The organism is Cryobacterium soli (genome assembly GCF_003611035.1).
In the GTDB taxonomy this organism is placed as follows: domain Bacteria; phylum Actinomycetota; class Actinomycetes; order Actinomycetales; family Microbacteriaceae; genus Cryobacterium; species Cryobacterium soli.
This window is the reverse complement of sequence record NZ_CP030033.1, coordinates 2,008,623-2,035,589: the sequence shown is the minus strand read 5'-3', so window position 1 is coordinate 2,035,589 and position 26,967 is coordinate 2,008,623. Positions and strand designations below refer to the sequence as shown.

20 protein-coding genes are annotated in these 26,967 nt (G+C 68.0%); 16 read left to right on the top strand and 4 right to left on the bottom strand.

Going from position 1 to position 26,967, the window contains the following annotated elements; all coding sequences use genetic code 11:
* Positions 1-38: 38 nt before the first annotated feature.
* The 3 genes from DOE79_RS09270 (at position 39) to arfA (ending at position 3,528) form a co-directional block, all read left to right on the top strand.
* The gene (locus DOE79_RS09270; protein ID WP_120338258.1) at positions 39-995 is read left to right on the top strand and encodes a carbohydrate ABC transporter permease; all 957 of its coding nucleotides are present in this window, start codon (positions 39-41) and stop codon (positions 993-995) included.
* Positions 995-1,936 carry a carbohydrate ABC transporter permease gene (locus DOE79_RS09265; RefSeq protein WP_120338257.1) on the top strand — a complete coding sequence of 314 codons (942 nt, stop codon included), beginning with the start codon at positions 995-997 and terminating at the stop codon, positions 1,934-1,936. The genes DOE79_RS09270 and DOE79_RS09265 overlap by 1 nt, the downstream gene beginning before the upstream one ends.
* A gap of 86 nt (positions 1,937-2,022) precedes the next feature.
* Positions 2,023-3,528 (top strand): arabinosylfuranosidase ArfA, encoded by a 1,506-nt coding sequence (gene arfA / locus DOE79_RS09260; protein WP_120338256.1) that lies wholly within the window; start codon positions 2,023-2,025, stop codon positions 3,526-3,528.
* Positions 3,529-3,711: 183 nt separating this feature from the next.
* Here arfA and xylB read toward each other — a convergent pair whose 3' ends face one another.
* Positions 3,712-5,124 (bottom strand): xylulokinase, encoded by a 1,413-nt coding sequence (gene xylB / locus DOE79_RS09255; protein ID WP_120338255.1) that lies wholly within the window; start codon positions 5,122-5,124, stop codon positions 3,712-3,714.
* Between the two features lie 503 nt (positions 5,125-5,627).
* Here xylB and DOE79_RS09250 point away from each other — a divergent pair.
* Together DOE79_RS09250 and DOE79_RS09245 are read left to right on the top strand one after the other, a co-directional pair.
* Entirely contained in the window at positions 5,628-6,923 is a 1,296-nt protein-coding gene (locus tag DOE79_RS09250; protein ID WP_120338254.1) for an ice-binding family protein, read from the top strand.
* A 175-nt stretch (positions 6,924-7,098) separates the two neighbouring features.
* On the top strand, positions 7,099-7,596 hold the full coding sequence (locus DOE79_RS09245) for a MarR family winged helix-turn-helix transcriptional regulator (protein ID WP_120338253.1): 498 nt from the start codon (positions 7,099-7,101) through the stop codon (positions 7,594-7,596).
* A gap of 422 nt (positions 7,597-8,018) precedes the next feature.
* On the opposite strand, the gene xylA is transcribed toward DOE79_RS09245, so the two are convergent.
* The gene (xylA, locus tag DOE79_RS09240) at positions 8,019-9,209 is read right to left on the bottom strand and encodes a xylose isomerase (protein WP_066592498.1); all 1,191 of its coding nucleotides are present in this window, start codon (positions 9,207-9,209) and stop codon (positions 8,019-8,021) included.
* A 474-nt stretch (positions 9,210-9,683) separates the two neighbouring features.
* Between xylA and chvE the strand changes: the two genes are divergently transcribed.
* The 10 genes from chvE (at position 9,684) to DOE79_RS09190 (ending at position 23,602) form a co-directional block, all read left to right on the top strand.
* Positions 9,684-10,811 (top strand): multiple monosaccharide ABC transporter substrate-binding protein, encoded by a 1,128-nt coding sequence (chvE, locus tag DOE79_RS09235; protein WP_120338252.1) that lies wholly within the window; start codon positions 9,684-9,686, stop codon positions 10,809-10,811.
* Positions 10,812-10,940: 129 nt separating this feature from the next.
* Entirely contained in the window at positions 10,941-12,449 is a 1,509-nt protein-coding gene (gene mmsA / locus DOE79_RS09230; RefSeq protein WP_120340248.1) for a multiple monosaccharide ABC transporter ATP-binding protein, read from the top strand.
* 5 nt (positions 12,450-12,454) lie between these two features.
* Positions 12,455-13,675: a multiple monosaccharide ABC transporter permease gene (mmsB, locus tag DOE79_RS09225; protein WP_120338251.1), complete on the top strand. Its 1,221-nt coding sequence runs from the start codon at positions 12,455-12,457 to the stop codon at positions 13,673-13,675.
* A gap of 73 nt (positions 13,676-13,748) precedes the next feature.
* Entirely contained in the window at positions 13,749-14,966 is a 1,218-nt protein-coding gene (locus DOE79_RS09220) for an ROK family transcriptional regulator (protein WP_245977241.1), read from the top strand.
* 332 nt (positions 14,967-15,298) lie between these two features.
* Positions 15,299-16,312, top strand: coding sequence for a LacI family DNA-binding transcriptional regulator (locus DOE79_RS09215; RefSeq protein ID WP_120338250.1), 1,014 nt, complete (start codon positions 15,299-15,301; stop codon positions 16,310-16,312).
* Positions 16,313-16,470: 158 nt separating this feature from the next.
* Complete coding sequence (locus DOE79_RS09210; protein WP_120338249.1) at positions 16,471-17,769, top strand: ABC transporter substrate-binding protein; 1,299 nt, start codon at positions 16,471-16,473, stop codon at positions 17,767-17,769.
* A 121-nt stretch (positions 17,770-17,890) separates the two neighbouring features.
* Positions 17,891-18,880: a carbohydrate ABC transporter permease gene (locus tag DOE79_RS09205; RefSeq protein WP_120338248.1), complete on the top strand. Its 990-nt coding sequence runs from the start codon at positions 17,891-17,893 to the stop codon at positions 18,878-18,880.
* Entirely contained in the window at positions 18,880-19,806 is a 927-nt protein-coding gene (locus tag DOE79_RS09200; protein ID WP_120338247.1) for a carbohydrate ABC transporter permease, read from the top strand. Before DOE79_RS09205 ends, DOE79_RS09200 begins: the two co-directional genes overlap by 1 nt.
* Before the next feature lie 2 nt (positions 19,807-19,808).
* Positions 19,809-22,148 carry an alpha-xylosidase gene (gene yicI / locus DOE79_RS09195; protein ID WP_120338246.1) on the top strand — a complete coding sequence of 780 codons (2,340 nt, stop codon included), beginning with the start codon at positions 19,809-19,811 and terminating at the stop codon, positions 22,146-22,148.
* Positions 22,145-23,602, top strand: a complete 1,458-nt coding sequence (locus DOE79_RS09190) for a GH1 family beta-glucosidase (protein ID WP_120338245.1) — start codon at positions 22,145-22,147, stop codon at positions 23,600-23,602. Before yicI ends, DOE79_RS09190 begins: the two co-directional genes overlap by 4 nt.
* Before the next feature lie 72 nt (positions 23,603-23,674).
* Here DOE79_RS09190 and DOE79_RS09185 read toward each other — a convergent pair whose 3' ends face one another.
* Complete coding sequence (locus DOE79_RS09185; RefSeq protein ID WP_120340246.1) at positions 23,675-24,520, bottom strand: NAD-dependent epimerase/dehydratase family protein; 846 nt, start codon at positions 24,518-24,520, stop codon at positions 23,675-23,677.
* Between the two features lie 278 nt (positions 24,521-24,798).
* Here DOE79_RS09185 and DOE79_RS09180 point away from each other — a divergent pair, with 278 nt between their 5' ends.
* Positions 24,799-25,986, top strand: coding sequence for an ROK family transcriptional regulator (locus tag DOE79_RS09180; RefSeq protein WP_120338244.1), 1,188 nt, complete (start codon positions 24,799-24,801; stop codon positions 25,984-25,986).
* Here the strand turns inward: DOE79_RS09180 and DOE79_RS09175 are convergent.
* Entirely contained in the window at positions 25,978-26,904 is a 927-nt protein-coding gene (locus tag DOE79_RS09175) for a LysR substrate-binding domain-containing protein (protein ID WP_120338243.1), read from the bottom strand. The genes DOE79_RS09180 and DOE79_RS09175 overlap by 9 nt on opposite strands.
* Between the last annotated feature and the right edge of the window lie 63 nt (positions 26,905-26,967).

Sequence of the window (26,967 nt, the reverse complement as noted above, 5' to 3'; positions counted from 1 at the left end):
GCGCGACCGAAGAGCACAACCGTACGAAGGACACAGATATGGCACTCACTGAACTGGCACCGCCACCGGTGCCGGCCACGCCGCGGCCCACCCGTCGGCCGCGCAGGCAGATCGACCGGATGGACCGCAAGCGCCAGCGCTGGGGCTGGCTTTTCGTGGCCCCGTTCGCCGTCGTCTTCGTCACCTTCCTGGTGGCGCCCCTTGCCTACGCCTTCTGGATGAGCCTGCAGACCAGCACCCTGGCCACCGGTACCTCGTTCACCTGGTTCGCCAACTACGCCAAGGCGTTCACCGACCCGATCTTCCTCGAGGGACTCGGCCGGGTCGCCTCGTTCGCGCTGATCATGATCCCCGCGCAGATGATCGTGGCCCTGGTCGCGGCGCTCGTTCTCGACAACCTCTCCACCGCGCTGTCCAAGTTCTCCCGGTTGATGATCTTCGTGCCCTACGCGATCCCGGTCGTCATCGGTGCGCTGATGTGGGGCTTCCTCTACAGCCCCCGATTCGGCCCGGCCACCGACATCTTCGGCCTGATCGGCCTCACCGCCCCCGACTTCCTGTCGCAGGGAACCATCTTCGCCAGCCTGGTCAATATCGTCACCTGGCAATGGGCGGGCTACTACATGATCATCATCTACGCCGCCCTCCGCGGCATCGACCCCGCCATCTACGAGGCTGCCCGCCTCGACGGCGCCAACGGCCGCCAGATCGCGCTGCGGGTCAAGGTCCCCATGATCTCGTCCTCCATGGTGATGGTGCTGATCTTCGCCCTCATCGGCACCCTGCAGTTCTTCACCGAGCCGCAGGTGCTGCGAGCGGTGGCGCAGGGCGCCATCCCCGTCTCGTACACGCCCAATATGTACGCCTACTCGCTGGCGTTCTCCTACAGCCAGTTCAACTACGCCTCGGCCATCTCATTTGCGCTCGGCATCGTGGTCTTCGCCGGTTCGTACCTGTTCCTCTTCCTCACCCGCAAGCAGAGCGGACTCAAGTAATGGCCATTCTCACTCCCGGCGCCACGGCCCCGGTCGACGCTCCCGACGGCTCCAGCCCCAGCCGCCCCACCCGCCGCGGCAATACCGGCCGGGATGGCGGCCGCAAGATCGGCTCCCATGTGCTGCTGATCATCCTGGTCATCTACTTCATCACCCCTCTGTGGTGGCTCACCGTCGCAGCGACCAAGGACACCGCCGGCCTGTTCAGCGGCAGCGGCGGACCGCTCTGGTTCGACGGCGAGTTCAACCTGTTCAACAACATCGCCGGGCTCTTCGAACATCAGGGCGGTATCTACTGGCGGTGGCTGGGCAACTCGTTCTTCTACGCCCTCTCCGGCGGAGTCGGGGCCACCATCCTGGCCGTGCTGGCCGGCTACGGCTTTGCCAAGTACCGGTTCCGCGGCCGCAACGCCTTCTTCTCGGTGCTCCTGGGCGCCGTGATGGTGCCGATGACGGCCCTGGTGATTCCCACCTTCGTGCTCCTGAGCAACATGGGACTGGTCAACACCATCTGGGCGGTCATCCTGCCATCACTGCTCAGCCCGTTCGGCGTCTACCTGATGCGGGTCTACACGCAGGACGCCGTTCCCGACGAGCTCCTCGACGCGGCCCGCGTCGACGGCGCGGGCGAGTTGCGCACCTTCTTCCAGGTGTCGCTGCCGCTGCTGCGCCCCGCGATCGTGACGGTACTGCTTCTGTCGGTCGTGGGCACCTGGAACAACTTCTTCCTGCCGCTGGCCGTCCTCAGCGACCCGAACCTGCTCCCCGTCACGGTGGGACTGAACAACTGGCAGGCACTCTCCAACGCCGGCGCCGGAGGCGAGCAGGTCTGGAACCTCATTGTCACGGGCGCCTTCGTATCGGTGCTGCCGCTGATCATCGCCTTCCTGTCCCTGCAGAAGTACTGGCAGGGCGGCCTCTCGCTCGGAGCCCTGAAGTAACCGAGTTGCCGCCAGGGCCACCACGGCGCGCCCCGGCGGAGCGCATCTCCTCTCCACTTGTTACATAAAGAAAAGAAAGACTCTCAATGAGCACCGCACGCATCGACATTGACCGCACGAACGTGGTCGCCCCGCTGAACCGGCGTATCTTCGGCTCCTTCGTGGAGCACCTGGGCCGTTGTGTCTACGACGGCATCTTTGAACCCGGCCACCCCACCGCCAACGCCGACGGTTTTCGCCTCGACGTGGTCGAGCTGGTCAAGGAGCTGGGCTCCACGACCATCCGCTACCCCGGCGGTAACTTCGTCTCGGGGTACAAGTGGGAAGACGGCGTGGGCCCGCGCGAGACACGGCCGGTGCGCCGCGACCTGGCCTGGCACTCGCTGGAGACCAACCAGGTGGGCCTGGAGGAGTTCGGCCGTTGGTGCGAGCTCACCGGTTCCGAGCTCATGATGGCCGTGAATCTCGGCACCCGAGGCATCGAGAATGCCCTGGACCTGCTCGAGTACGCCAACGGCGAGCCCGGCACGGCCCTGGCCGACCAGCGGGTGGCCAACGGCCGCGCGGAGCCGTACGACATCCGGATGTGGTGCCTGGGCAACGAGATGGACGGCCCCTGGCAGATCGGCCACATGTCGGCCGAGGACTACGGCAAGATCGCCGCCCGCACCGCGTCGGCCATGAAGACCGCCGACAAGAACCTCGAACTCGTGGTCTGCGGCTCCTCAGGCTCGGCGATGCCCACCTTCGGCGAGTGGGAACGGGTGGTGCTCGAGGCGAGCTACGACAACGTCGACTACATCTCCTGCCACGCCTACTACCAGGAGCGCGGCGGCGACCTGGGCTCCTACCTGGCCTCATCGGTGGAGATGACCTACTTCATCGACACCGTCGTGGCCACCGCAGACCACGTCAAGCACAAGCTGCGCAGCCAGAAGACCATCCAGCTCTCCTTCGACGAGTGGAACATCTGGTACCTCGACGAGCACCAGGCCTCCGAGGAAGTCAACGACGAGTGGCGCGTCGCCCCGCGCCAGCTCGAAGACGTCTACTCGGTGGCGGATGCCGTGGTGCTGGGCAACCTGCTCATCACCCTGCTGCAGAACCACGACCGGGTCACCTCGGCGTCGCTCGCGCAGCTGGTGAACGTGATCGCACCGATCATGACCGAACCCGGCGGCGACTCCTGGCGCCAGACCACGTTCTTCCCGTTCTCGGTCACGTCGCGGCTCGCCCGCGGCGAGGTGCTGCGGCCGCGGATCGACACCGGCCGGTACGACACGGCCCTGCACGGCTCGGTCGCGCTGGTCGACGCCGTGGTGACGGCGGATTCCGAGACCGGCACGTCGGCCGTGTTTCTGGTGAACCGCAGTCAGACCGAGTCGATCGACGTGGTGGTCGACCTGTCCGACGTCGGCGCCGGCCGCATCGTCGAGGCCGTGACCCTGCACGACGACGATCCTTACGCGAAGAACACCCTCGCCGACCAGAACCGGGTGGGCCTGTCGCCACTGGCCGGGGCGGAGCTGGCCGACGGCATCCTCACGGTCACACTGCCGCCGGTCTCCTGGTCGGCCGTCGCGCTGGCCTAGGGGGTCCGCGGCCCGCTGACGGCACCGGGTGGTGCTCCCAGCGTGCGTTGGTGCTCGCGGCGTGCGACATGGCACGACGTGTCCCACGCTGCGAGCACTTTCTCGTGCCGAGAGCACGCGACAGCGGCCACCCGCTCGCCTCGACAACCTCGGGGTGAGCGGATGGCCGCTTCGGTGTGCGGGTCAGGCGCGGTGCGCGGCGTACTGGGAGCGGATCACCGGGTGGAAGTCCGGCGTGGGCTGCGAGGCGATGGCCACCGACCAGGCCGGGCGGGTGCCCGTGAGCGACCAGGCGGCCTGCGTCGCTCCGCCGTCGGCCACGTATTCGCCCGGCGTGGGCACGGCCACGGGCACCTCGAACACCTGCGCGGCGATGAGCTGCACGGCCACGTTCTGTGCGGCGCCGCCGATCAGCAGGATCCGCTCCACGGTGACGCCCTGGGCGCGGACCGCGTCCAGTCCGTCGGCCAGGCCGCAGAGCAGCCCCTCGATCGCGGCGCGGGCGAGGTTGGGCCGGGTGGTCGAACCCAGGGTCATCCCGAACAGCGAGGCGGTGGCATCCGGCAGGTTGGGGGTGCGTTCGCCTTCGAAGTACGGCTGCAGCACGAGGCCGTCGGCGCCCGGCTGTGCCTCGAGTGCCAGCTTGCCGAGCTCGGTGTGGTCCACACCGAGCAGTCCAGCGATCGAGTCCAGGATGCGCGCGGCGTTGAGGGTGGCGATCAGCGGCAGGTGCAGCCCGCTGGCGTCGGCGAACCCGGCCACGGTGCCCGAGGCATCCTCGCTGGGCTGCTCGGTCACGGCGAAGACCGTGCCGCTGGTGCCGATGGAGACGATGACGTCGCCGGCCGCGGCACCGAGGCCGAGGGCCGCACCGGCGTTGTCGCCGGCGCCGACGCCCACGACGAGCCCGGCGGGAACCCCGGGCAGCGCCACCGTGGTGCCGGCGGTGTCGCCAGGGCCGAGCACCCGGGGGAGCACGGCGACGTGGCCGAGCCCGCGGGCGAGCAGCTCGCGGTCGTACTCGCCCAGTGCGGCCGAGTAGTAGCCGGTGCCACTGGCATCCGACCGGTCGGTGCTGAGTTGGTCGAGCTGCGGGCCCAACTCGCTCTCGCCTGCGGGGCCGTAGCCGCGCAGGCGCCAGCTGAGCCAATCGTGGGGCAGGGCCACGGCTGCGACCCGGGCGGCGTTGGCCGGCTCGGCGTCGCGCAGCCAGCGCAGCTTGGTGACCGTGAACGAGGCCACCGGTACCACGCCGGTGCGGCGGGCGTACTCGGCGGCGCCGACCTCCTCGATCAGGTCGATCGCTGCTTGGGCGCTGCGGGTGTCGTTCCAGAGCAGGGCGGGGCGGATGACCCGGCCGTCCTCATCGAGCACGACCATGCCGTGCTGCTGCGCGGCCACCGAGACGGCGGCCACGTCGTCCAGGCCGCCCGCCTCGCGGATCGCGAGGAGCAACGCATCCCACCAGGCGGCCGGGTCGACCTCGGTGCCGGCCGGGTGGCTGGCCTTACCGGTGCGCACGAGCGCCCCCGTCTCGGCATCCCGAACGACCACCTTGCAACTCTGTGTCGACGAGTCGACTCCGGCAACCAGCATGACGAACTCCAAACTAGAAAAAGCAGCGGTGGGTGAGCACAACTCCTGCAATTTTCGCCCGGGCCGGATGCCCGCCCCGGTTCTGCGGGGGCGGGCGGCGCCTGAGGAGGAAATTGCAGGAGTTATGCCACCACCCACGGGCGGGGCGGCGTCTTCGCCGCGGGTGCCCGGGATGGTTCACAATAAAATGTTCTGGGTCTAAACATATTCGGTCAGGGGCGGATGTTCAAACATTCCAGCGGTCGTTTCGCCGCGGAATTCCGGCGGTGCCGCCCCGATCCGGCCGCCCCGCACCTGTCGCATCGGTGGCCCCGACGCCGCCGCGCTCAGCACTCTGGCGGTACCGCTCCCGCATGGTGCGCGGGCCCCGTGGCCGATTGTCGCTTAATTTATGAGCTACTTTCTCCATTTCCGGCCCGTTCTGGGGTAGCTTTGCGTAACGGGGAACACGGGGGGTCATCGACCGCCCAGCGAGTGGCTCTCCCTCGCAGTCAGGCACCACAATGGCCACAACCTCCCCTCGCCGCTCCCTGGTGCGAACGGTGTGCGGCCTCGGCCTCACCGCAGCCCTCGTCTTCGGCGCTGCTTCCTCCGCGTCCGCGGCCGTCACCACCGATGGCCCGATCAACCTCGGCACCGCGGCGAGCTACGGCGTGCTCGCCGCCAGCGCGGTCACCAACACCGGCCCGACGGTCGTCAACGGTGACCTGGGCATCTCGCCCGGCACTGCCATCACCGGGTTCGGCGCCGCCCCCAACGGCATCGTCAACGGCACCGTGCACGCCACCGATGCCGCGGCGCTTCAGGCCCAACGCGACACCACCACGGCCTACAACGTCGCCGCGGCGCTCACGCCCACCACTACGGGAATCAGCGAGTTGACCGGCCTCTCCCTCACCCCCGGCGTGTACACCGGCGGCGCACTGGCGCTCTCGAACAACGGCTCCCTCACCCTGGCCGGCGCCGCGGACTCCGTCTGGGTCTTCCAGGCTGCCTCGACCCTCACCATCGGGTCGGCGACCCAGATCATCATCACCGGCGGCGCGAACGCCTGCAACGTGTTCTGGCAGGTCGGCAGCTCCGCGTCGATCGGCACCGGTGCCGCCTTCCAGGGCACCATCCTGGCCCAGCAGTCGATCACTGCGACCACGAGCGCCACCATCGTCGGCCGGTTGCTCGCCCGCTCCGCCGCGGTCACCCTCGACACCAACACCATCACCGCTCCCACGGGCTGCGCCGCCCCGGGCACGCCGGTCGGTACGACGGCACCCACCATCACCTCGGGCGCACCGGCGGACGCGACGGAAGGCACGCCCTACTCGCACACCGTCACCGCCACTGGCACCCCGACGCCCACCTTCACCGTGACCGCCGGCACGCTGCCGGCCGGCCTCACGCTGGATGAGAACACAGGTGTCATCTCCGGGACCCCCACGACCCCGGGTTCGACGGGCTTCACCGTCTCGGCCGGTAACGGCACGGCACCGGATGCGACGGCCGACTACACCGTGACGACCACGCCGGCCGCCGTGGTCACGCCGACTCCGACGCCGACCGCCACCCCGACGGCCACGCCTACGCCCACGAGCACCCAGCCCGCGCCGCTGGTTCCCACGCCCACCAACAGCGCCGCCCCCGGCGGCGGTGGCGGCCGCGGTGCCGGCGAGGGCATGCTGGCCGAGACCGGCGCCAATGCCGCCCCGGTTCTCGTGGTCGGCGCACTGGTCGTTCTGGCCGGCATCGCCTTGGTGACGTTCGTCGGCCTGCGTCGCCGCCACGCACGCACGCACAACCAGTAGCACACACCGGGTGCCGTCGGCTTCCGGCGGCACCCGCATCCGCTCCCATCCGAGCGGGCCGTGAGACGAGTTGCGTCGAACACGCGACGCAGGCACCCCCGGTGTGCTTCTATGAGTACCCTGCGGATGTTCATCGTTCAATTCGGATGCTCGCGGACCCACTCGAAAGGTCCTCATGAGCGGCCCTGCTTCCGCCCTCGAATCAGGCGATATCCCGCCGGCACCCGTGCCCAACGGCGTCATCGACGCGTTCTACCTGCTGCAGAACGCCGAGGCGCTGCACCAGTCCCGGCTGCGCGAGCGGCTCAACATCGGCGCCAACGAACTCGGCGCCCTGCAGTTCATCTCCCGCCTGGCAAGTCTCGGTCGGGACGTGCGGGCCCTGGACGTGGCGCACAGCCTGGGTGTGACGAGCGGTGCCACGTCGGTCATCCTGTCGCACCTGGTGAAGCTGGGCTATCTCACCCGCACGGCCAACCCGCGGGACGGCCGGGGCAAGCTGCTGCACCTCAGCCCCGAGGCCACGAGCGCCGTGAGTCACACCCTGGACGACAGCCAGTCCGTGCTCAGCCTGCTGGTGTCTGGGATGTCGCTGCGCGAGGCGAAGCGGGTCGTCGTGTTGCTCACAGCGGTGACGTCCGCGATCGACGACGGCGCGCAGCCGGCCGCGTAGCTGCCTCCGCCCTCGCGCGGGTCAGGCGCCGTTGCGCCCGTGGCGTGCCAGCCACGTTCCGGCGCGGTGCCCGCGCTTCGGGGCTGCGGTGGCCGGGTCGCCCGCGGAACGGCGCCGCGCCCGCGGAACGGCGCCTTGCCCGCGCTGTTGCCCGCGTCGTGACCGGTGAGACCCCTCGCGCGGGTCAGGCGCCGCTGCGCCCGTGGCGTGCCACCCGCGTTCCGGCGCGGTGCCCGCGCGTCGGGGCGGGGCGTCCGAACGCCCGCGAAGAGGCGCTGTACCGGCGCCGTGCCCGCGCGTCGGGCATGCGGCCTCCGTCGGATGCGGCGGCCGGCGAGCCCGCCCACCGGCGCCGCACACGCAGAACCCCGGCCAGGTTTCCCTGGCCGGGGCGATGGTGCGAATGGACTAGCGGATGCGGGTTAGCGGGCGCCGAGCAGGTGCTCGAGGGCCAGCTGCTGCAGGCGCACGAAGCCGAAGCCCTTGCCGCCGAAGTACTCCTCGGGGGCGAAGTCCTCGTAGGCCGAGGTGTCGGCGAGGAAGTCGTCGTAGCTTTCGCCCTCGGACAGGGTCGGCACCGACAATTCCGGAACGCGCGAGGCAGCGAGCTGCTCCTGCACCTCGGGGTCGGCGCGGAAGGCCGCGGCGCGCTCCTTGAGCAGCAGGTAGGTGCGCATGTTCGCGGCGGCGGAGTCCCAGACGCCCGTGATGTCCTCGGTGCGGCTCGGCTTGTAGTCGAAGTGGCGCGGGCCGTCGTAGGACGGGCCGCCGTTCGGGCCGCCGTTCTCGAGCAGGTCCACCAGCGAGAACGCGTTCTGCAGGTCGCCGTGGCCGAAGACCAGGTCCTGGTCGTACTTGATGCCGCGCTGGCCGTTGAGGTCGATGTGGAACAGCTTGCCCTGGTAGAGCGCCTGGGCGATGCCGGCGGTGAAGTTCAGTCCGGCCATCTGCTCGTGGCCGACCTCGGGGTTCACGCCGACGAGTTCGGGGCGCTCGAGGGTGGTGATGAACGCCATGGCGTGGCCGACCGTGGGCAGCAGGATGTCGCCGCGCGGTTCGTTGGGCTTGGGTTCGATGGCGAAGCGGATGTCGTAGCCCTTGTCGGTGACGTAGTCGCCGAGCAGGTTCACGGCCTCGCGGTAACGGTCGAGGGCCGAACGGATGTCCTTGGCCGCGTCGTACTCTGCGCCCTCGCGGCCGCCCCACATGACGAAGGTCTTGGCACCGAGCTCGGCGGCGAGGTCGAGGTTGCGCAGCACCTTGCGGAGCGCGAACCGGCGCACGGAGCGGTCGTTCGAGGTGAAGCCGCCGTCCTTGAAGACGGGGGCGCTGAAGAGGTTGGTGGTGATCATCGGAACGATCACGCCGGTGTCGGCGAGGACCTGCTTGAGGCGGTCGATCTCTTTCTGGCGGGCGGCATCCGTGGAGCCGAAGGCGAAGAGGTCGTCGTCGTGGAAGGTCAGTCCGTAGGCGCCGAGCTCTGCCAGGCGAGTGACCGCCTCGACGGTGTCGAGCTGCGGGCGGGTCGGCCCGCCGAACGGGTCAGCCCCGTTGTAGCCGATGGTCCACAGGCCGAACGAGAACTTGTCGGCGGGGGTGGGGGTGAGGGACATGTTCGGTGCTCCGATTCAGCTTCATTGGCGATTTGTTGCAATTACCAACATATTACACACGACGAGGGGATTCGTACAGACGCTCCTCTGCATCGTTGGAAAATGCCCGGCCACAACTTATTCACTGAGACGCCGAGAGTGCCTCAGGAATGACCGTCGAGCCGTCGAACGGTTTCGACGATTCACTCCACAAATACACCTGCAGGCCTCGCAACCAGTGTTCCACACCCCCCAAAGGTGGGCATTTCAGATTTGCCCCTTGTGAAACCGCGACAGCCTGAGATAAGTTCTGTCCGTCAACAAAGGCCGCTTTTAGCGGTGGGTCAATCACAGCGATGTCCCGTTACAAGGAGGTAACCCTGACACGCGCTTCCCAACGCCGGGACAGTGCGGGACAAGATTTCCTCCTCTGGCAGGTGCCGGCAACCCGGTGCCTGTGGTGACTGGCAGCTCTCAGAGAGGAAAGCTCCAACAATGTCCAAGACCAAGAAAATTTTCGCCCTCGCGGCGGCCGGCGTCTTCGCGCTGACGCTCGCATCCTGCGCCAGCAATGGATCCACGTCGACCAGCTCCGACGGGGCCGCAGCCTCCGGTGCCGACTGCAACGTCGGTATCTCCATGCCCACCCGTTCGCTCGAACGCTGGATCAACGACGGCGACCAGCTCAAGAAGCTGCTCGAAGACGCCGGCTGCACGGTCGACCTGCAGTACGCAGACAACAAGACCGACCAGCAGATCAGCCAGATCCAGAACCAGGTCGCCGGCGGATCGAAGATCCTCGTCGTGGCCGCCGTCGACGGCAAGGTGCTCGCACCGGTGCTCGCCGAGGCCAAGAAGCAGGACGCCACCGTCATCGCCTACGACCGCCTGATCAACGGCACCCCGGATGTCGACTACTACGCGACCTTCGACAACTACAAGGTGGGCCAGCTGCAGGGCGAGTTCATCGAGAAGGAACTCGACCTGGCCAACGCGACCGGACCGATCAACCTCGAACCGTTCGCCGGCAGCCCCGACGACAACAACGCCAAGTTCTTCTTCTCCGGCGCCTGGGACGTTCTGCTGCCCTACGTCGAGAAGGGCGTGCTCGTGGTTCCGAGCGGCCAGTCGCCCGCCTCAGACGACGACTGGGCCTCTATCGGCATCCAGGGCTGGGCCAGCGACAAGGCACAGTCCGAGATGGACAACCGTCTGTCGTCCTTCTACACCGGCGGCGACAAGGTCGACGTGGTGCTCTCCCCGAACGACAGCCTGGCCATCGGCATCGAGGCCTCGCTGAAGTCCGCCGGATACGCACCGGGCGCCGACTACCCGATCATCACCGGACAGGACGCCGACAAGGCCAACGTCAAGGCGATCCTCGACGGCGAGCAGTCCATGACCGTGTGGAAGGACACCCGCACGCTCGGCAAGCAGGTCTTCGACATGATCCAGGAGATCGTGGCCGGCGATGACGTCACCGTCAACGACACCAAGACCTACGACAACGGCGACCACGTGGTTCCGTCCTACCTGCTCGACCCCGAGGTCGTCGTCAAGGACGACGTGCAGTCCAAGCTCATCGACTCCGGCTTCATCAAGGCATCGGACGTCGGACTCTAACGAGCCGAACCGGGCCGGCCCGCTCGCTCGCTGGAGCGGACCGGCCCATTCGACGGGCACCCGGGAAACCGGGTGCCCGGTCCATCAGCAAACCAGGAGACGGTAGTGGAGCATTCGATCATCCTCAGGATGAACAACATCGTGAAGGACTTCAATGGGGTGAAGGCCCTCGACGGCGTGTCCCTCGAGGTCACGAGGGGGCAGGTGCATGGCATCTGTGGGGAGAACGGCGCGGGCAAGTCCACGCTGATGAAGGTGCTCAGCGGGGTGTACCCGGTCGGGAGCTTCGACGGGACCATCGAGTTCGAGGACCACGAGGTGGCCTACAAGTCGATCAACGACAGCGAGCACGACGGCATCGTCATCATCCACCAGGAGCTGGCGCTGAGCCCGTACCTGTCGATCGCGGAGAACATCTTCCTCGGCAACGAGAACGCCACCCGCGGGGTGATCGACTGGAACAAGACCAACCGCGAGGCCGCCCTGCTGCTGGCCCGGGTGGGCCTGGACGAGAACCCGGCCACCAAGATCCTCGAGCTCGGCGTGGGCAAGCAGCAGCTCGTGGAGATCGCCAAGGCGCTCTCCAAGCGGGTCAAGCTGCTCATCCTCGACGAGCCCACTGCCGCACTGAACGACGAAGACTCCACGCATCTGCTGGGCCTGATCGATCACCTGCGCACGCAGGGCATCACCTGCATCATCATTTCCCACAAGCTCAAGGAGATCAAACGCATCGCCGACACCGTCACGGTGATCCGCGACGGCAAGACCATCGAGACCATCCCGATGGACGGCCCGGACGCGACCGAGGCGCACATCATCCGTGCCATGGTCGGCCGCGACCTCAACAACCTGTTCCCGCCGCGGGAACCCGCCATCGGCGCCGAGGTGCTGCGGGTGGAGAACTGGACCGTGCACCACCCGGTCGACGTGGCCCGCAAGGTCGTCGACGGCGCATCCTTCACCGTCAACGCCGGCGAGATCGTCGGCTTCGCCGGCCTCATGGGTGCCGGGCGCACCGAACTGGCGATGAGCCTGTTCGGCCACTCCTACGGCACCAACATCTCCGGCACCGTCTTCAAGGACGGCACGGAGATCCACATGCGCACGGTGGGGGAGGCCATCGAGCACGGCTTCGCGTACGCCACCGAGGACCGCAAGCGCTACGGCCTCAACCTCATCGGCGACATCACCGTGAACGTGTCCGCCGCGGCGCTGGCCAAGCTCGCCAAGTACGGCGTGATCGACCGGCACCGCGAGTACAAGGTCGCAGACTCGTACCGCCAGAAGATGAACATCAAGGCGCCGTCGGTCGGCTCCATCACCGGCAAGCTCTCCGGCGGCAACCAGCAGAAGGTGGTGCTGTCGAAGTGGATCTTCTCCGGCCCCGACGTGCTGATCCTCGACGAGCCCACCCGCGGCATCGACGTGGGCGCCAAGTATGAGATCTACGGCATCATCAACGAACTCGCGGCGCAGGGTAAGGCGGTCATCGTGATCTCCTCCGAGCTGCCCGAGCTGATCGGCATCTGCGATCGCATCTACGCGATCTCGGAAGGAAAACTCACCGGCGAGGTCGCCAAGGCTGACGCGTCGCAGGAAACCCTCATGCATTACATGACCGCAGGAAAGGACTGAGCGCGATGACCACCACCACGCCAGCGAGCAGCAAGGCGCCCACAGAACCACCCGTGAAGCGACGGATGCCCAAGCTCTCGATCAACCTTCGCCAGTACGGCATCGTCGCGGCCCTGGCCGTGATCGTCATCCTGTTCCAGATCCTCACCGACGGTCGCCTGCTGCTGCCCGGCAACGTGAACAACCTCATCCAGCAGAACGCCTACGTGCTGATCCTCGCGATCGGCATGGTCATCGTGATCATCGCCGGTCACATCGACCTCTCGGTCGGTTCCGTCGTGGCCATGGTCGGCGCCGTCGCCGCGATCAGCATGAACAACTGGGGCCTGCCCTGGTGGGCCGCGGTCATCGTGTCGCTGCTGGTCGGTGCCCTGGTCGGCGCCTGGCAGGGCTACTGGGTGGCGTTCGTGGGCATCCCGGCGTTCATCGTCACGCTGGCCGGCATGCTCATCTTCCGCGGCCTCACCCTCGTGCTGCTCACGGGCGGCACCATCAGCGGCCTGCCGCCGGAGTTCACCGCGATCGGCGCCGGCTGGCTGCCGTCGTACCTGGGCGAACTGGGCGGGCGCGACGTGCTCACCCTGGCGCTGGGCATACTCACCGCCGTGGCCCTGATCGTCTTCCAGCTGCGCACCCGGGCCACCCTGGCCCGGCTCGACCTGCCGCGCGAACCTGCCGCCTCGATGTGGACCAAGAACGGCATCGCGGCCATCGCCATCGTGTGGTTCGCCTGGCTGCTCAGCGACTACAGCGGCACCCCGATCATCCTGATCGTTCTGGCCGCGCTCATCCTGATCTACAACTTCGTGCTCAACCGCACGGTGTTCGGCCGGCACGTCTACGCCATGGGCGGCAACCTCTTCGCCGCCGTGATGAGCGGCGTGAAGACCAAGTGGGTCAACTTCTACATCTTCGTCAACATGGGCGTGCTCGCCGGCCTGGCCGGTGTGGTCTCGACCGCCCGGGCCGGCGGCGCCGTCGCCTCGGCCGGACAGAACTACGAGCTCGACGCGATCGCGGCCGTCTTCATCGGCGGCGCGGCTGTGCAGGGCGGCGTGGGCACCGTGGTCGGCGCCGTGGTCGGTGGCCTGGTGATGGGCGTGCTCAACATGGGCCTGTCCATCCTCTCGGTGGATGCCGCCTGGCAGATGACGATCAAGGGGCTGGTGCTGCTGCTGGCCGTGGCGTTTGATATCTTCAACAAGCGGCGCGCTGGGGGACGATAGAACTTCTCCGTCGGGAGTGCCTGTCGACGCAGCCACCCGGCAGGCCCCCACCCGAGAGGACAGTGACCCACCCGTGACCTACGCGCCACCCACCCTCGGCTCTCGGGGTGGCACCAGCAACGACCAGCTCCGGCGGTACAACCTGTCGATGGTCATGACGATGCTGCACCACGCCGGCGGATGCTCCCGCGCCGAGCTGACCCGCCGCACGGGCCTGAACCGCTCCACGATCGCGGCCCTCGTGGCCGAGCTCGTGGAGCTGGGCATGGCGTTCGAGGTCGAGCCGGAGAGCGTGGTGGGCCGGGTGGGCCGGCCGAGTCCGCAGGTGGTGCCGAACCCGGGGCTGGCCGCGATCGCGGTCAACCCCGACATCGACGCCATCACGGTGGGGCTGGTGGGGCTCGGCGGCGAGGTGATCCGGCGCATCAGGTTCGACACCACCCGGGTGCCCACCCTGGCCGAGGCCATCAACGCGGTCAAGGCCATCGTGGACGGCATGCGCGGCGAGATCGACCAGAGCTACAGCATCGCTGGGGTGGGCGTGGCCGTGCCTGCTCTGGTCAACTCGGCCGACGGCCGGGTGCTCGTCGCCCCGCACCTGGGGTGGCGCGATGCCAACCTGGCCCGCGACCTGGCCCGGGTGCTGGATTACCCGGTCTTCGCCGGCAACGACGCGAGCCTCGGAGCAATCGCCGAAAGCATGTTCGGCGCGGCCCGCGGCATCAACGACCTCGTCTACCTCAACGGCAGCGCCAGCGGCATCGGCGGCGGCCTCATCATCGGCGGCTCGCCGCTGCGCGGTACGAGCGGCTACGCGGGGGAGCTCGGCCACACCCTGGTGAACAGCCAGGGGGTGCGGTGCCATTGCGGCCGCATCGGCTGCCTGGAGACCGAGGTGAGCATGGGCCGGTTGCTTGCCGTGCTCAAGCTGCCCCGCGCCGACCAGGACGACCTCGACATCGCTCTCGGCGTCTCTCGCGACCCGGCCGTGCTGGCCGAGGTGCGACGGCAGATCGAGCTGTTGTCTGAGGCAATCTCCAACTTCGTGAACATGTTCGACCCCGAGATGGTCGTGCTCGGCGGGTTCCTCGGCTCCCTGCTCTCGGTGGGCCGCGAGCAGCTCACGGCGGCCATGATCGTGCGCTCGATGAGCAGCATCGGCCATACCGTCGCCATCGAGCGTGCCAGCCTGGGCTCGCGACTGATGATGGTGGGCGCGGCCGAACTGGCTTTCGCCGGCCTGCTCGACGACCCCGCCGGCTTCGTCCGCGGCCGTTCCAGCCGCCGCTGACCCCGTCACGCTGGTCGAGCTCGTCGAGACTTGGTGACCTGTCCGGGCGACTTGCTGACATCCGCAGGTCGCCTCGCGGGGGCCTCGACGGGCTCGACCGGCGGATGGGTCGTGGCGTGTGGATCGGCTCCCGTCGCGTCGGCGAGATCCACCGGAGCGCCGGAGCGCCTCTGATCGGGCATTTGTAGACAATCACCACAAATTGCTTGCGGAACCGTGGATGCGTGTCGTAGGCTCCTAGCGCAGCAGTCGAAACGTTTAGCCGAACGGCCGCTGAATGGGTGCACCACCGCATCCCACCGCGCTTGAACCGATACGACGATGGAGTCCCGATGGCCAACATTCACGACGTTGCACGCGTCGCCGGGGTGTCCATCAGCACGGTCTCCTACGCCCTGAGCGGCAAGCGCTCGATCGCGGCCTCCACCAAGCAGCGCATCGACGAGGCCGTTCTCGAGCTCGACTACCGTGCCAACGCCGGCGCGCGGATGCTCAAGGGCGCCCGCACCAACATCCTCGCGTTGAGCGCCCCGCTGCACGCCGGCACCCACGCCCCGGCGCACATGACGTTCGTGCTCTCGGTGGTCACGGCCGCCCGCAAGTACGACTACGACGTGCTGCTCCTCACCCAGGACGAGGCCACCAGCGGCCTGCGCCGCGTCGTGCGCAGCTCCCTGGTGGACGGCATCGTGCTGCTGGACGTCTCCACCGCCGACCCCCGCACCGACCTGGTGCGCGAACTCGGCCTTCCGGCCACGGTGATCGGCATCCCCACCGACACCGACGGCCTCACCTGCGTCGACCTCGACTTCGAGCAGGCCGCCGTGCTGGCCGTGCGCCGGTTGGTCGACCTCGGCCACCGGGAGATCGGCCTGATCGGCCAGGCTCCGCTGATCTACGAACGCGGCTCGAACTTCCCGCCGCGCTTCCGTGACGCCTTCCTGGCCGAGGCCGCCCGACTGGGCGTCACCACGGCCTTCACGCCCGCGGCGGAGGAATCGGCCGGGGTGCGCGCCGCGCTCGACGGCCTCACCGCGTCACTTCCCGGCATGACCGGCCTGGTGCTGCACTGCAACGAACCCGTGCAGTCCATGGTGCTCGACCTGCTCGCCCAGCGCGGCATCAGTGTGCCGAACGACCTGTCGGTCGTCTCGGCCTGCTCCAGCTTCTCCACCGACCATCTCAACCCGCCTCTCGACGTGATCCCCCTGCCCGCTGACCAGTCCTGCACTCGAGCGATCGAGCTCACGATGGCCCAGCTGAGCGGGAACGCCGAGCCGCACGTCGAGTTCATCGAACCGACGTACGTCGAGCTCGGCTCGACGACCGCCCACCGCCGCCACTAAGACCCGGAAAGGAAGGATTCTCGCGGGCTGACTATCGAAACGTTTCGACAGCATCCCGACGCTCCACCGCACCGCGCTCCACCGCACCGCGCTCCACCGCACCACAGCCCCATCACCCGTGCATCATCACCAGCGCATCACTACAAGGAAGTAGAACAGTGAAGAAAACCAAGAGAAGCCTCGCCGGCATTGCCGTGCTGGGCGTCAGCGCCCTCCTCCTCTCCGGCTGCTCGGCCGGCGGATCCAGCGAAGGCGACGGCAATACCCTCAAGCTCTGGCACTTCGAGAGCGACACCAGCGCCATGGGCATCGCCTGGGACGAAGCCATCAAGGTCTTCGAGGAAGAGACCGGCGCCACGGTCGAGTTCGAGGAGAAGAGCTTCGAACAGATCCGCTCCACGGCCAGCCAGGTGCTCAACTCCGACCAGGCCCCCGACATCCTCGAGTACAACAAGGGCAACGCCACCGCCGGCCTGCTCGCGAGCCAGGGCCTGCTGACCGACCTCGACGACGCCTATGCCGAATACGGCTGGGACGACGCTCTCGCCCCGTCGCTGCAGACCACCGCCCGGTACGACGAAGACGGCATCATGGGCTCCGGCGCGTTCTATGGGGTGCCCAACTACGGCGAGTTCGTGGAGATGTACTACAACAAGGACATGTTCGCGGCCGCCGGCCTCGAGGTGCCCACCACGGTGGCCGAGCTCGAGAGCGTCATGAAGGCCTTCACCGACCAGGGCATCACCCCGCTGGCCGAGTCGGCCGCGGAGTACCCGCTCGGCCAGCTCTGGTACCAGCTCGCGCTGACCAAGGCCGACCGCAGCTTCGTCGACGACTACCAGCTCTACACCGGCGACGTCGACTGGAGCGGCCCAGAGCTGAGCTACGCGACCGAGACCATCAAGGACTGGACCGACGCCGGCTACATCTCCACCGACGCCAGCGGCTTCAAGGCAGAGGATGCCGGCACCGCGTTCATCAACGGCACCTACCCGATCTTCTTCTCGGGTTCGTGGTGGCACAACCGCTTCACCACCGAGGCCACCGGCTTCGACTGGGGCACGTTCCTCTTCCCCGAGGCTGACATGTCGCCCGGCTCCGCCGGCAACATGTGGGTCATCCCCGAGAAGGCCAAGAACAAGGACCTCGCCACCCAGTTCATCGACATCACGATGCGCCCCGAGATCCAGGCCCTGATCGGCAACAACGGCGGCATCCCCGTCGCGGCGAACACCGCCGACATCACCGACCCGAAGAGCCAGGAACTGATCGGCAACTTCAACGCGCTGACCGAGAAGGACGGCATCGCGTTCTACCCCGACTGGCCCACCGCCACCTTCTACGACCAGCTGAACGCGGGCCTGCAGGAGCTCATCAACGGCACCAAGTCGCCCGCTGACGTCAACGAACAGCTCGGCGGCCAGTACCAGTCCGGCGTCGACGACATCGTCGGCTAACACCCCACCCGAGCCCGGCTCGACCGGTACCCGCCCCCAGGTACCACCTCGCAGTACCCGGCCGGGGGCCTCACGGCCCCCGGCCACCACTGACAGAAGAGACAGAAGAGAAGGAAAGCGCATGACGACAGCATCCGTGCTCCATGCACCCGACGATGCGCCCGGCGAGGCTCCGTCGACAGGCAACCGCCCTGTCCGGCAGAGCCTCATCCCGGGAAGCAATCCCCAGAAATTCTGGATATACCTCATTCCGGGACTGGCGCTGCTCACGCTGATCATCGTGATCCCGCTGGTGTGGAACGTGTACCTCACCTTCACCGACTACCGCGGAATCAAGCCGCCGGAGTGGGTAGGCCTGAAGAACTGGGCCAAGCTCGCCGGCGACACCACCTTCTGGACCTCGTTCGGCAACTCGATCGCCATGATCGTCGCCATGGTCGTCGTGCCCACCCTGCTCGGCCTGGTGCTGGCCGCCATGCTCTTCGACCTGATCGGCAAGAAGTTCGGCGGCAAGATCGCCAGCTTCCTGCGCGCCACCTACTACCTTCCGCAGATCCTGCCCGGCGTCGTCGCCGCGATCGTGATCGGCTGGATCCTGCGCCCGCAGAACGGCGCGCTCAACCAGGTGCTCGAGGGTGTGGGCCTGGGCGGCCTCACCCACAACTGGCTCGGCAGCCCCGACACCGCCCTGCCCAGCATCATGGTCATCATGATCTGGGTGCAGCTGGGCTACCCGATCGTCATCTTCATGGCCGCGCTGCAGCGCGTCGACCCCGAGCTCTACGAGGCGGCCGAACTCGACGGTGCCAACTGGATCCAACGGTTCCGCGCCATCACGGTCAGCATCATCCGCCCCGAGATTTTCGTGGTCACCCTCACCTGCACGATCGCGGCGCTCAAGGTCTTCGGCCCGATCTACACCCTCACCGGCGGCGGGCCCGGAACATCCACCATCGTGCCCGCGTACTACGCGTACAGCGAGTTCTTCCAGTCCCAGCAGGTGGGATACGGCGCGACCATCGCGACCGCCCTCACCATCGTCATCGCCGCCGTCTCGGTCGTCTTCCTCCTCGCCCAGACCCGACTCGAGCGTAAAGAAGAGGAACGCTAATGTCGCAGACCACCATCCTCGAGGAGCCCACCGGTCCCGTCAGCGCCCCCGGCGCGCGGGCCCCGCGGCCCCCGGCCAAGCGGAAGAACCGCAGCAGCACCACCCGCAAGACCTTCGGCGACTGGATGATCCTGCTCGTCGCCATCCTCATCGGCCTGCTCATCGCGGTGCCGTTCTTCCTGATCCTGATCAACTCGTTCAAGTCGCCGGCCGACTACAACGCCGCGGGCCCCCTCACCCTGCCCACCAATCTCTACTTCGACGGCATGGTCAACTTCTGGGAGCGGGTGAACTTTCCGGAGAAGCTCTGGAACAGCTTCTTCATCTCCAGCATCGTGGCCATCCTCGCCGTGGTGATCTCGTTGCTCAACGCGTTCGCGCTGGGCATCGGGCGGGTCCGCGGCCGCACCTGGATCGTGCTGCTGATCCTGCTCGCCAATATGCTGCCGCAGGAAGTGCTGCTCTACCCGCTCTACTTCATGTTCAAGTCGGTGGGCCTGTACGACAACCAGTGGGCCGTCATCATCATCTTCGTGGTGATCCAGAGCGCCTTCGGCACCTACCTACTGGCCAGCGTGCTGGGCACCTTCCCCAAGGAGATCCTCGAGGCCGCGTCGCTGGACGGCGCGAGCCGCTGGACGATCCTCTACCGGGTGGTCTACCCCATCACCAAGCCCACCCTGAGCGTTCTGGTGATCTTCTTCTTCATCTGGACCTGGAACGAGTTCCTCATCCCGCTGACCTTCCTGGTCAGCAACGCCAGCCAGACCGTGCCCGTCTCCATAGCGGTGCTGCAGGGCGACCGGCTCATGGACGTCACCACCACGAGCGCCTCGGCCCTGCTGGGCCTGTTGCCCACCCTGATCTTCTTCCTCATCTTCCAACGCACCCTCACCAGGGGCATCACCGCAGGAGCAGTCAAGTAGTTATGAAATTCACCGATGGTTTCTGGCACACCCGCCCCGGCGTCACCGCGCTCTACGCACAGGAGGCATACGACATCGAACAAGACGGCACCGCCCTGCGCATCTCGGCGCCGACGAAGGTGATCGAGCGCCGCGGCGACGTGCTCAACCGGGCCTTGCTCACCGTGACGCTGTCCTCTCCGTTGGAGGGCATCGTCAAGGTTCGGGTCGAACAGCACACCGGAACCGCGACCGGCCCGGGGTTCGATCTGGTCGGCGCCGAGGCGGATGCCGGAGTCATCGTGATCGACCAGACCGGCGGCACCCTCACGGCCGGCCCGCTGACCGCACGTATCAAGCCGGGCGCCCCGTTCGCGCTCAGCTTCGAGGCCGATGGTCGCGTCCTCACCGAGAGCGGCCACAAGTCGATCGGGCACATGGACCTGGCTCAGGGTGCGCCGGTGGCGGCGGAACCGGCCGGGGTATCCGGAGTGACCACCACGGGCCTGGCGCCGGCATCCGCCTACACGCACGCGCAGCTCTCCCTCGGCGTGGGCGAACTCGTCTACGGTCTCGGCGAGCGCTTCGGTCCGCTGACCAAGAACGGCCAGACCGTCGACATCTGGAACGCCGACGGCGGCACCTCCAGCGAGCAGTCCTACAAGAACGTGCCGTTCTACCTCACCAACCGCGGCTACGGTGTGCTCGTCAACCACCCGGAGCACGTCTCCTTCGAGGTGGGCACAGAGGCCGTGGAGCGGGTGCAGTTCTCCGTGGCCGGCCCGGCCATCGAGTACCTGGTGATCTACGGGCCGACCCCCAAGGACGTGCTCGAGCGCTACACCCGGCTCACCGGCCGCCCCGCCAAGGTGCCGGCCTGGTCGTACGGCTTGTGGCTGTCGACCTCGTTCACCACCCAGTACGACGAAGCCACCGTCAACAGCTTCATCGACGGCATGGCCGAGCGCGACCTGCCGCTCTCGGTCTTCCACTTCGACTGCTTCTGGATGCGCGAATTCAACTGGACCGACTTCGAATGGGACCCGCGGGTGTTCCCCGACCCCGAGGGTATGCTCGCCCGGCTGCACGAGAAGAACCTGCACGTGAGCGCCTGGATAAACCCGTACATCGGCCAGCGCGCCGGCATCTTCGCCGAGGCCAAGGAGGCCGGCTACCTGGTCAAGAAGGCAAATGGCGACGTCTGGCAGTGGGACCTCTGGCAGGCCGGAATGGCCCTGGTCGACTTCACCAACCCGGCGGCCACCCGCTGGTTCCAGGACAAGCTGCGCGGCCTCTTCGCCCAGGGGGTCGACGCCATCAAGACCGACTTCGGCGAACGCATCCCCACGGATGTGGTCTGGCACGACGGCTCCTCGCCGGACGTGATGCACAACTGGTACACCCAGCTCTACAACAAGGCCGTCTTCGAGGTACTCCAGGAGCACCGCGGCGAGGGTGACGCCGTGCTTTTCGCGCGGTCGGCCACCGTTGGCGGTCAGATGCAGCCCGTGCACTGGGGCGGAGACAACTCCTCGTCGTTCGAGTCGATGGCCGAGACCCTGCGCGGCGGGCTCTCGCTCGCGTTCAGCGGCTTCGGCTACTGGAGCCACGACATCGGCGGTTTCGAGGGCATGCCGGATGCCGCCGTGTTCAAACGTTGGCTCGCGTTCGGCCTGCTGTCCAGCCACTCCAGGCTGCACGGTTCCACCAGCTACCGGGTGCCGTGGCTCTTCGACGACGGCACCGAGGAACCCGGCCAGAGCGCCGTGGATGTGACCCGGTTCTTCACCAAGCTCAAGCTCGCGCTGATGCCCTACCTCTACCGGGTGGGCCTGGAGGCTCACGCCACCGGCACCCCGTTCATGCGGCCCATGCAACTCGAATTCCCCGGCGACCCCGCCGTGGACTACCTCGACAAGCAGTACCTGCTGGGCGACGACCTCCTCGTGGCGCCGGTCTTCAGCGCCACGGGCGACGTGCAGTACTACCTGCCCGCCGGCACCTGGACCAACTACCTGACCGACGAAGTGGTCACCGGCCCGGTCTGGCGCCGGGAGACCCACGCGTTCGACAGCATCCCGTTGTGGGTGCGCGAGGGCGCGGTGCTTGTCACCGGGTCCCGCGACGACCGGCCCGACTACGACTACACCGACGAGCCCCTCATCACCGTGTATCCGGGCGGCGACGGAGCGGACCGGGTCGTCGTCATCGACAACCCGCTGGACGGCAGCCACGTCTCCGTGACCGTCAGCGCCGAACTCGGCCAGACTGTCGTTACCGGCGATTCGGCGGTGCCGTTCCGCGCCCGCCTGGCCGGTGGCACTACCGTGGTCGCTACCGACCGAAAGGCACTGCTCCGATGACCAGCACCACCGCCCCCACCGCGTCCGCGGGAAACCCCGACTACCGCGACTCCGGCCTCGTGTTCCCCGAGTCGTTCCTCTTCGGTTCCGCCACCGCCAGCTACCAGATCGAGGGGGCCTTCGACGAAGACGGCCGCGGGCCCTCCATCTGGGACACCTTCAGCCACACCCCGGGCAAGGTCTGGAACGGTGACACGGGCGACGTCGCCGCCGACCACTACCACCGGCTCGAGGCCGACCTCGACCTGATGACGTCGCTGGGCCTGGCGGCCTACAGGTTCTCGATCGCCTGGTCGCGCATCCAGCCCACCGGGCGTGGCCCGGCCAACCAGGCCGGACTCGATTTCTACGGGCGCCTGATCGATGGGCTGATCGCCCGCGGCATCCGCCCGATCGTGACCATGTACCACTGGGACCTGCCGCAGACGCTGGAGGACGAGGGCGGTTGGACCAACCGGGCCACGGCCTACGCTTTCGCCGACTACGCGGCGATCCTCGGGCGCGAGTTCGGTGACCGGGTCGACACCTGGACGACCCTGAACGAGCCGTGGTGTTCGGCCTACCTGGGCTACGGCTCCGGCGCGCACGCGCCCGGCCGCACCGACGGCGCCGAGGCGCTCACCGCGGTGCACCACCTCAACCTGGCCCACGGCCTGGCGATCCAGGCGTTGAAGCCCCTGGTGACCAACGACCCCGACTTCTCGATCACGCTCAACCTGCACGTCATCCGCGGCGAGGGCGAGACCGGGCCGGAGGCCGTGCGGCAGATCGACGCGCTGGCCAACCGGGTGTTCCTCGGTCCGCTGCTGACCGGCGCGTACCCGGCGGATGTCTTCGAAGATACCAAGGGCATCACCGACTGGGCGTTCATCCTGCCCGGCGACACGGAGATCATCCACCAGCCGCTGGACGTGCTCGGGGTCAACTACTACTCCACCACCCTGGTGCGGATGTGGGACGGCGTCTCGCCCCGCGAGAACTCCGACGGCCACAAGGACGTCGGCGCATCTCCGTGGCCCGGTGCCGACCGGGTCGAGTTCCTCGCCCAGCCCGGCCCGTACACCGAGATGGGTTGGAACATCGAACCGGCCGGCCTCGAGGAGCTGCTCGTGGCGCTGCACGAGGAGTTCCCGAACCAGCCGCTCATGGTCACGGAGAACGGCGCCGCGTTCGCGGACGAGGTCGTTCAGACCGAGGACGGCCCCCGCGTTCACGACGTGGAACGCACCGACTACCTGCGCAGGCACTTCACCGCCGCACACCGGGCCATGGCCCGCGGCGTGGACCTGCGCGGCTACCAGGTGTGGTCGCTGATGGACAACTTCGAGTGGGGCTACGGCTACTCCAAGCGGTTCGGCATCATCCACGTGGACTACGACACCCTGGTGCGCACCCCCAAGGACAGCGCGCACTGGTACGCCGCCCTGGTCGCCACCCACACCCTCCCTGCCTGACCCTTCCCTGAACCGTGAGAAAGCCCCAGAATCGTCCGGATTCTGGGGCTTTCGTCGTCGTTCTCGAAAGGGTCAGCGGGGGTCTTGCCAGGAGTGGGCGGGGGAGAAGCCCAGGAGACGGCGGGCCTTGTCGATGCCGAGGAGGGTCTCGGTTCCCGTGACCTCGCGGGTGAGCTGCACCTCCGGGAACACCTCGGCAGCCAGCTCGGCGCTCGGCCGGCGCATCACGGTGTCGGCGGCGGCGATGATGAAACGCTCGAAGCCGGGCGGCGCGGTCTGCAGTGCCTTGAGCACGGCCTGGGCGCCGTCGCGGCCGTCGATGTAACCCCAGAGGTTCCACTTGCGCAGCGTCGCATCCGCCTGGAACGCCTCGAACCCGTCGTAGTCCTCCGGGTCCATCACGTTGGAGAAGCGCAGCGCCGTGATCGAGAGCGCCGGGTCCCAGCGCACCAGCTCGATGGCCATCTGCTCCTCGAGGTGCTTGACCAGCGAGTAGGTGCTCTCCGGGCGGGCCGGGTACTCCTCGTCGACCGGGATATAGGGCGGGTCGGTGTCGAATGGCAGGCCCAGCACGGTCTCGCTCGACGCGTAGACGATGCGACGGATGCCCGCACGACGGGCCGCCTGGAACACGTTGTAGCTGGAGAGCATGTTGTTGTGGAAGGTGGCGACGTCGGGCGCCAGGCCCGGGGCGGGGATCGCACCGAGGTGCACCACGGCGTCGAAGCCGTCGATCTGGTCGTTGACGCCCGTGAACGCGTCGGCGACCTGACCGTAGTCGGTGAGGTCGATGCGCACGAAGCCCGGACCGCGACTGCCGGCCAGGTCGAAGTTGATCACCTGGTGGCCCTCGGCCCGGAGCCGGGCGAGGACGGTCTTGCCGAGTTTGCCGCTGCCGCCGGTGAGGGCGATTCTCATGCTGGGGGATTCCATGGACATCCTTGTCGTCGATCGTGTGTGCCGCGAGCGCCCGTCGTCGAGCCTGCTTGCGCTCACGGGTTCCTGCTTATGTGTGCCCGTGCCGGGAAGGACTCCGGGCGATTTGTGGCGTGGTGCAACGTATCACGCCGCCCCGAGAGTTCTGCCGGGTATTCTGAGGTCCACGGCGAAGGACGCCCGGCGCGCGGGGGAACCCCTGCCGCAGCCAGTCGGTCGCCCGCGGGACATCGACTGGGCACCAGTCAGACGGAGGAACCGTGCAGGGCAGCAGCCATGACGATGTGCGCCGACACAACCTGTCGGTGGTGCTGCGACTCGTGCACCGCAGCGGCGCCGCCTCCCGGTCGCAGCTCACCAAGGTGACCGGGCTGAACCGCTCCACCATCGCCGCCCTCGTGTCCGAACTGGCCGAGCGCGGACTTGTCGTCGAGAGCGAACCAAGCGCCACCAATCAGGTCGGCCGGCCCAGCCCGATCGTGAGCGTGAGCGAGCGGGTCGTCGCGCTCGCCGTGAACCCCGAGATCGACGCGGTGACAATCGGCATCGTGGGCCTGGACGGCCAGGTGCACCGCCGGGTGCGCTACCCCACCGACCAGTCCCCGAGTGTCACCGAGGCCGTCAACATCGCCGCCGCCGTGATCGACGGTATGCGCGGCGAATTGGATGCCAAGTTCACCGTCGTGGGCATCGGTGTGGCCGTGCCCGGGCTCGTGCGGGCGCACGACGGCCTGGTGCGGCACGCGCCGCACCTCGGCTGGGTCGACGAGCCGCTGGCCGAGATGCTCGAGGCGGCCACCGGTTACCCCGTGCTGGCCGCCAACGACGCCAGCCTCGGCGCCATGGCGGAACGTTTCTTCGGCGCCGGCAAGGGCATCACCGACCTCATCTACCTCAACGGTGGGGCAAGCGGCATCGGCGGTGGCATGATCGTGGGCGGAGTGCCCGCCGGGGGCATCGCCGGCTACGCGGGCGAGTTCGGCCACACGCGGGTCAGCGACAGTGACCGGGTCGACTCCGCGGGCATCCGCGGTACCCTCGAGGCCGAGGTGACGCGGCGCGAACTGCTCGACGTGCTCGGCCTGGCCGGGGCGGATGCCGACGAGCTCGAGCAGGCGCTGCTGGCCTCGACGTCACCGGCCGTGCGCGCGGAGGTGGACCGCCAGATCGACCACCTCGCGGTGGCGCTGGCCGGCGCCATCAACATCCTGAACCCCCAGGTGGTGGTGCTCGGCGGGTTCCTCGCCGCGCTACTGGCCGTGGATGCCGACCGGTTGCGCTCGGCCGTTGCCGCGCTGTCGCTCGGCGCCGCGTTCGGCAGCGTGCGGCTCAGTGCCGCCGAACTGGGCTCCAACCTGCTCATGATCGGCGCCGCCGAACTGGCCTTCGAGGGCCTGCTCGACGACCCGGCCGCACTGCCCACCGGGGTGGGCGGCCCGTCAGCCTGACGCCGGCAGCGCTCCCGGGGTGAGGGTGGGGGTGAGCGACCCGGGCACCCGCAGGAAATTCGTCAGTACCGCGCGGGTGTCATCGGCGCGCCGCACCAGTTGCACCTCGCTGCGCGGATGCGTGCCGGCCAGCGGGATGATGCGCACCCCGGCCGGCACGGTGAGGGTGGCGCTGGCCGGGGCGATGCTCACACCCAGTCCGGCCCCGATCAGGTGCAGGATGGTGACCCAGGACGAGGCCTCCTGCACCACCCGGGGCTCGTAGCCGGCCTGCCGGCACGGTTCGAGGTTGCGCAGGTAGGCCCGTTCGCCGGCGGCCCGGGGATAGAACACGAACGGGTCGTCGCGCAGCAGTCCGGCGTCGAGCACCGTCTGTCCGGCCGCGGGATGCTCGACAGGCACGACGGCGACGAACGGCTCGGTCGCCAGGGCGGTCGTGGTCAGCGCCGGGTCGGGCTCGGAATCCCGCACGACGCCCATGTCGATCTCCCTGGCCAGCAGCCGGTCCAGGATCAGCGAGGTGTAGCCCTCGTGAAGTTGCACCTGCACGGCCGGATAGAGCGAGCGGAAGGCGTGGATGCGTTCGGTGATGCCCAGGGGGATGGCCGAGGTGATGAAGCCGATGTCGAGCCGCCCCTGCTGGCCCCGACCGATGCGGGCGGCCTCGTCGACGTCCGCGCTCACCTGGTCGAGGATCCTTCGGCTGCGCTCGAGGAAGGCCGTTCCGGCCTCGGTGAGGGCGACCCGGCGCGAGGTGCGGTCGAACAGCGCTGTGCCGATGAGCTCCTCCAGCCGCCGCACCTGTTGGGAGAGCGGAGGTTGCGCCATGTGCAGGCGCTCCGCCGCCCTGCCGAAGTGGAGTTCCTCGGCCACCGCCACGAAGTAGCGCAGATGTCTCAGCTCCAGATTCGCCGTCATGCCCCGACCCTATCAAGACGCCAGACGTCTGGAAGAGACGGCATTCGATATTGGACGTCTGGA

Excerpts from the sequence above, each read along its gene's own strand:
- chvE (WP_120338252.1), top strand. The coding sequence starts at position 9,684 with ATGTCCAAGACCAAGAAAATTTTCGCCCTCGCGGCGGCCGGCGTCTTC.
- arfA (WP_120338256.1), top strand. The coding sequence starts at position 2,023 with ATGAGCACCGCACGCATCGACATTGACCGCACGAACGTGGTCGCCCCG.
- DOE79_RS09265 (WP_120338257.1), top strand. The coding sequence starts at position 995 with ATGGCCATTCTCACTCCCGGCGCCACGGCCCCGGTCGACGCTCCCGAC.
- xylA (WP_066592498.1), bottom strand. The coding sequence starts at position 9,209 with ATGTCCCTCACCCCCACCCCCGCCGACAAGTTCTCGTTCGGCCTGTGG.
- DOE79_RS09250 (WP_120338254.1), top strand. The coding sequence starts at position 5,628 with ATGGCCACAACCTCCCCTCGCCGCTCCCTGGTGCGAACGGTGTGCGGC.
- mmsB (WP_120338251.1), top strand. The coding sequence starts at position 12,455 with ATGACCACCACCACGCCAGCGAGCAGCAAGGCGCCCACAGAACCACCC.
- DOE79_RS09245 (WP_120338253.1), top strand. The coding sequence starts at position 7,099 with ATGAGCGGCCCTGCTTCCGCCCTCGAATCAGGCGATATCCCGCCGGCA.
- xylB (WP_120338255.1), bottom strand. The coding sequence starts at position 5,124 with ATGCTGGTTGCCGGAGTCGACTCGTCGACACAGAGTTGCAAGGTGGTC.
- mmsA (WP_120340248.1), top strand. The coding sequence starts at position 10,941 with ATGAACAACATCGTGAAGGACTTCAATGGGGTGAAGGCCCTCGACGGC.
- DOE79_RS09175 (WP_120338243.1), bottom strand. The coding sequence starts at position 26,904 with ATGACGGCGAATCTGGAGCTGAGACATCTGCGCTACTTCGTGGCGGTG.
- DOE79_RS09270 (WP_120338258.1), top strand. The coding sequence starts at position 39 with ATGGCACTCACTGAACTGGCACCGCCACCGGTGCCGGCCACGCCGCGG.
- DOE79_RS09205 (WP_120338248.1), top strand. The coding sequence starts at position 17,891 with ATGACGACAGCATCCGTGCTCCATGCACCCGACGATGCGCCCGGCGAG.
- DOE79_RS09200 (WP_120338247.1), top strand. The coding sequence starts at position 18,880 with ATGTCGCAGACCACCATCCTCGAGGAGCCCACCGGTCCCGTCAGCGCC.
- DOE79_RS09190 (WP_120338245.1), top strand. The coding sequence starts at position 22,145 with ATGACCAGCACCACCGCCCCCACCGCGTCCGCGGGAAACCCCGACTAC.
- DOE79_RS09215 (WP_120338250.1), top strand. The coding sequence starts at position 15,299 with ATGGCCAACATTCACGACGTTGCACGCGTCGCCGGGGTGTCCATCAGC.
- yicI (WP_120338246.1), top strand. The coding sequence starts at position 19,809 with ATGAAATTCACCGATGGTTTCTGGCACACCCGCCCCGGCGTCACCGCG.
- DOE79_RS09185 (WP_120340246.1), bottom strand. The coding sequence starts at position 24,520 with ATGAGAATCGCCCTCACCGGCGGCAGCGGCAAACTCGGCAAGACCGTC.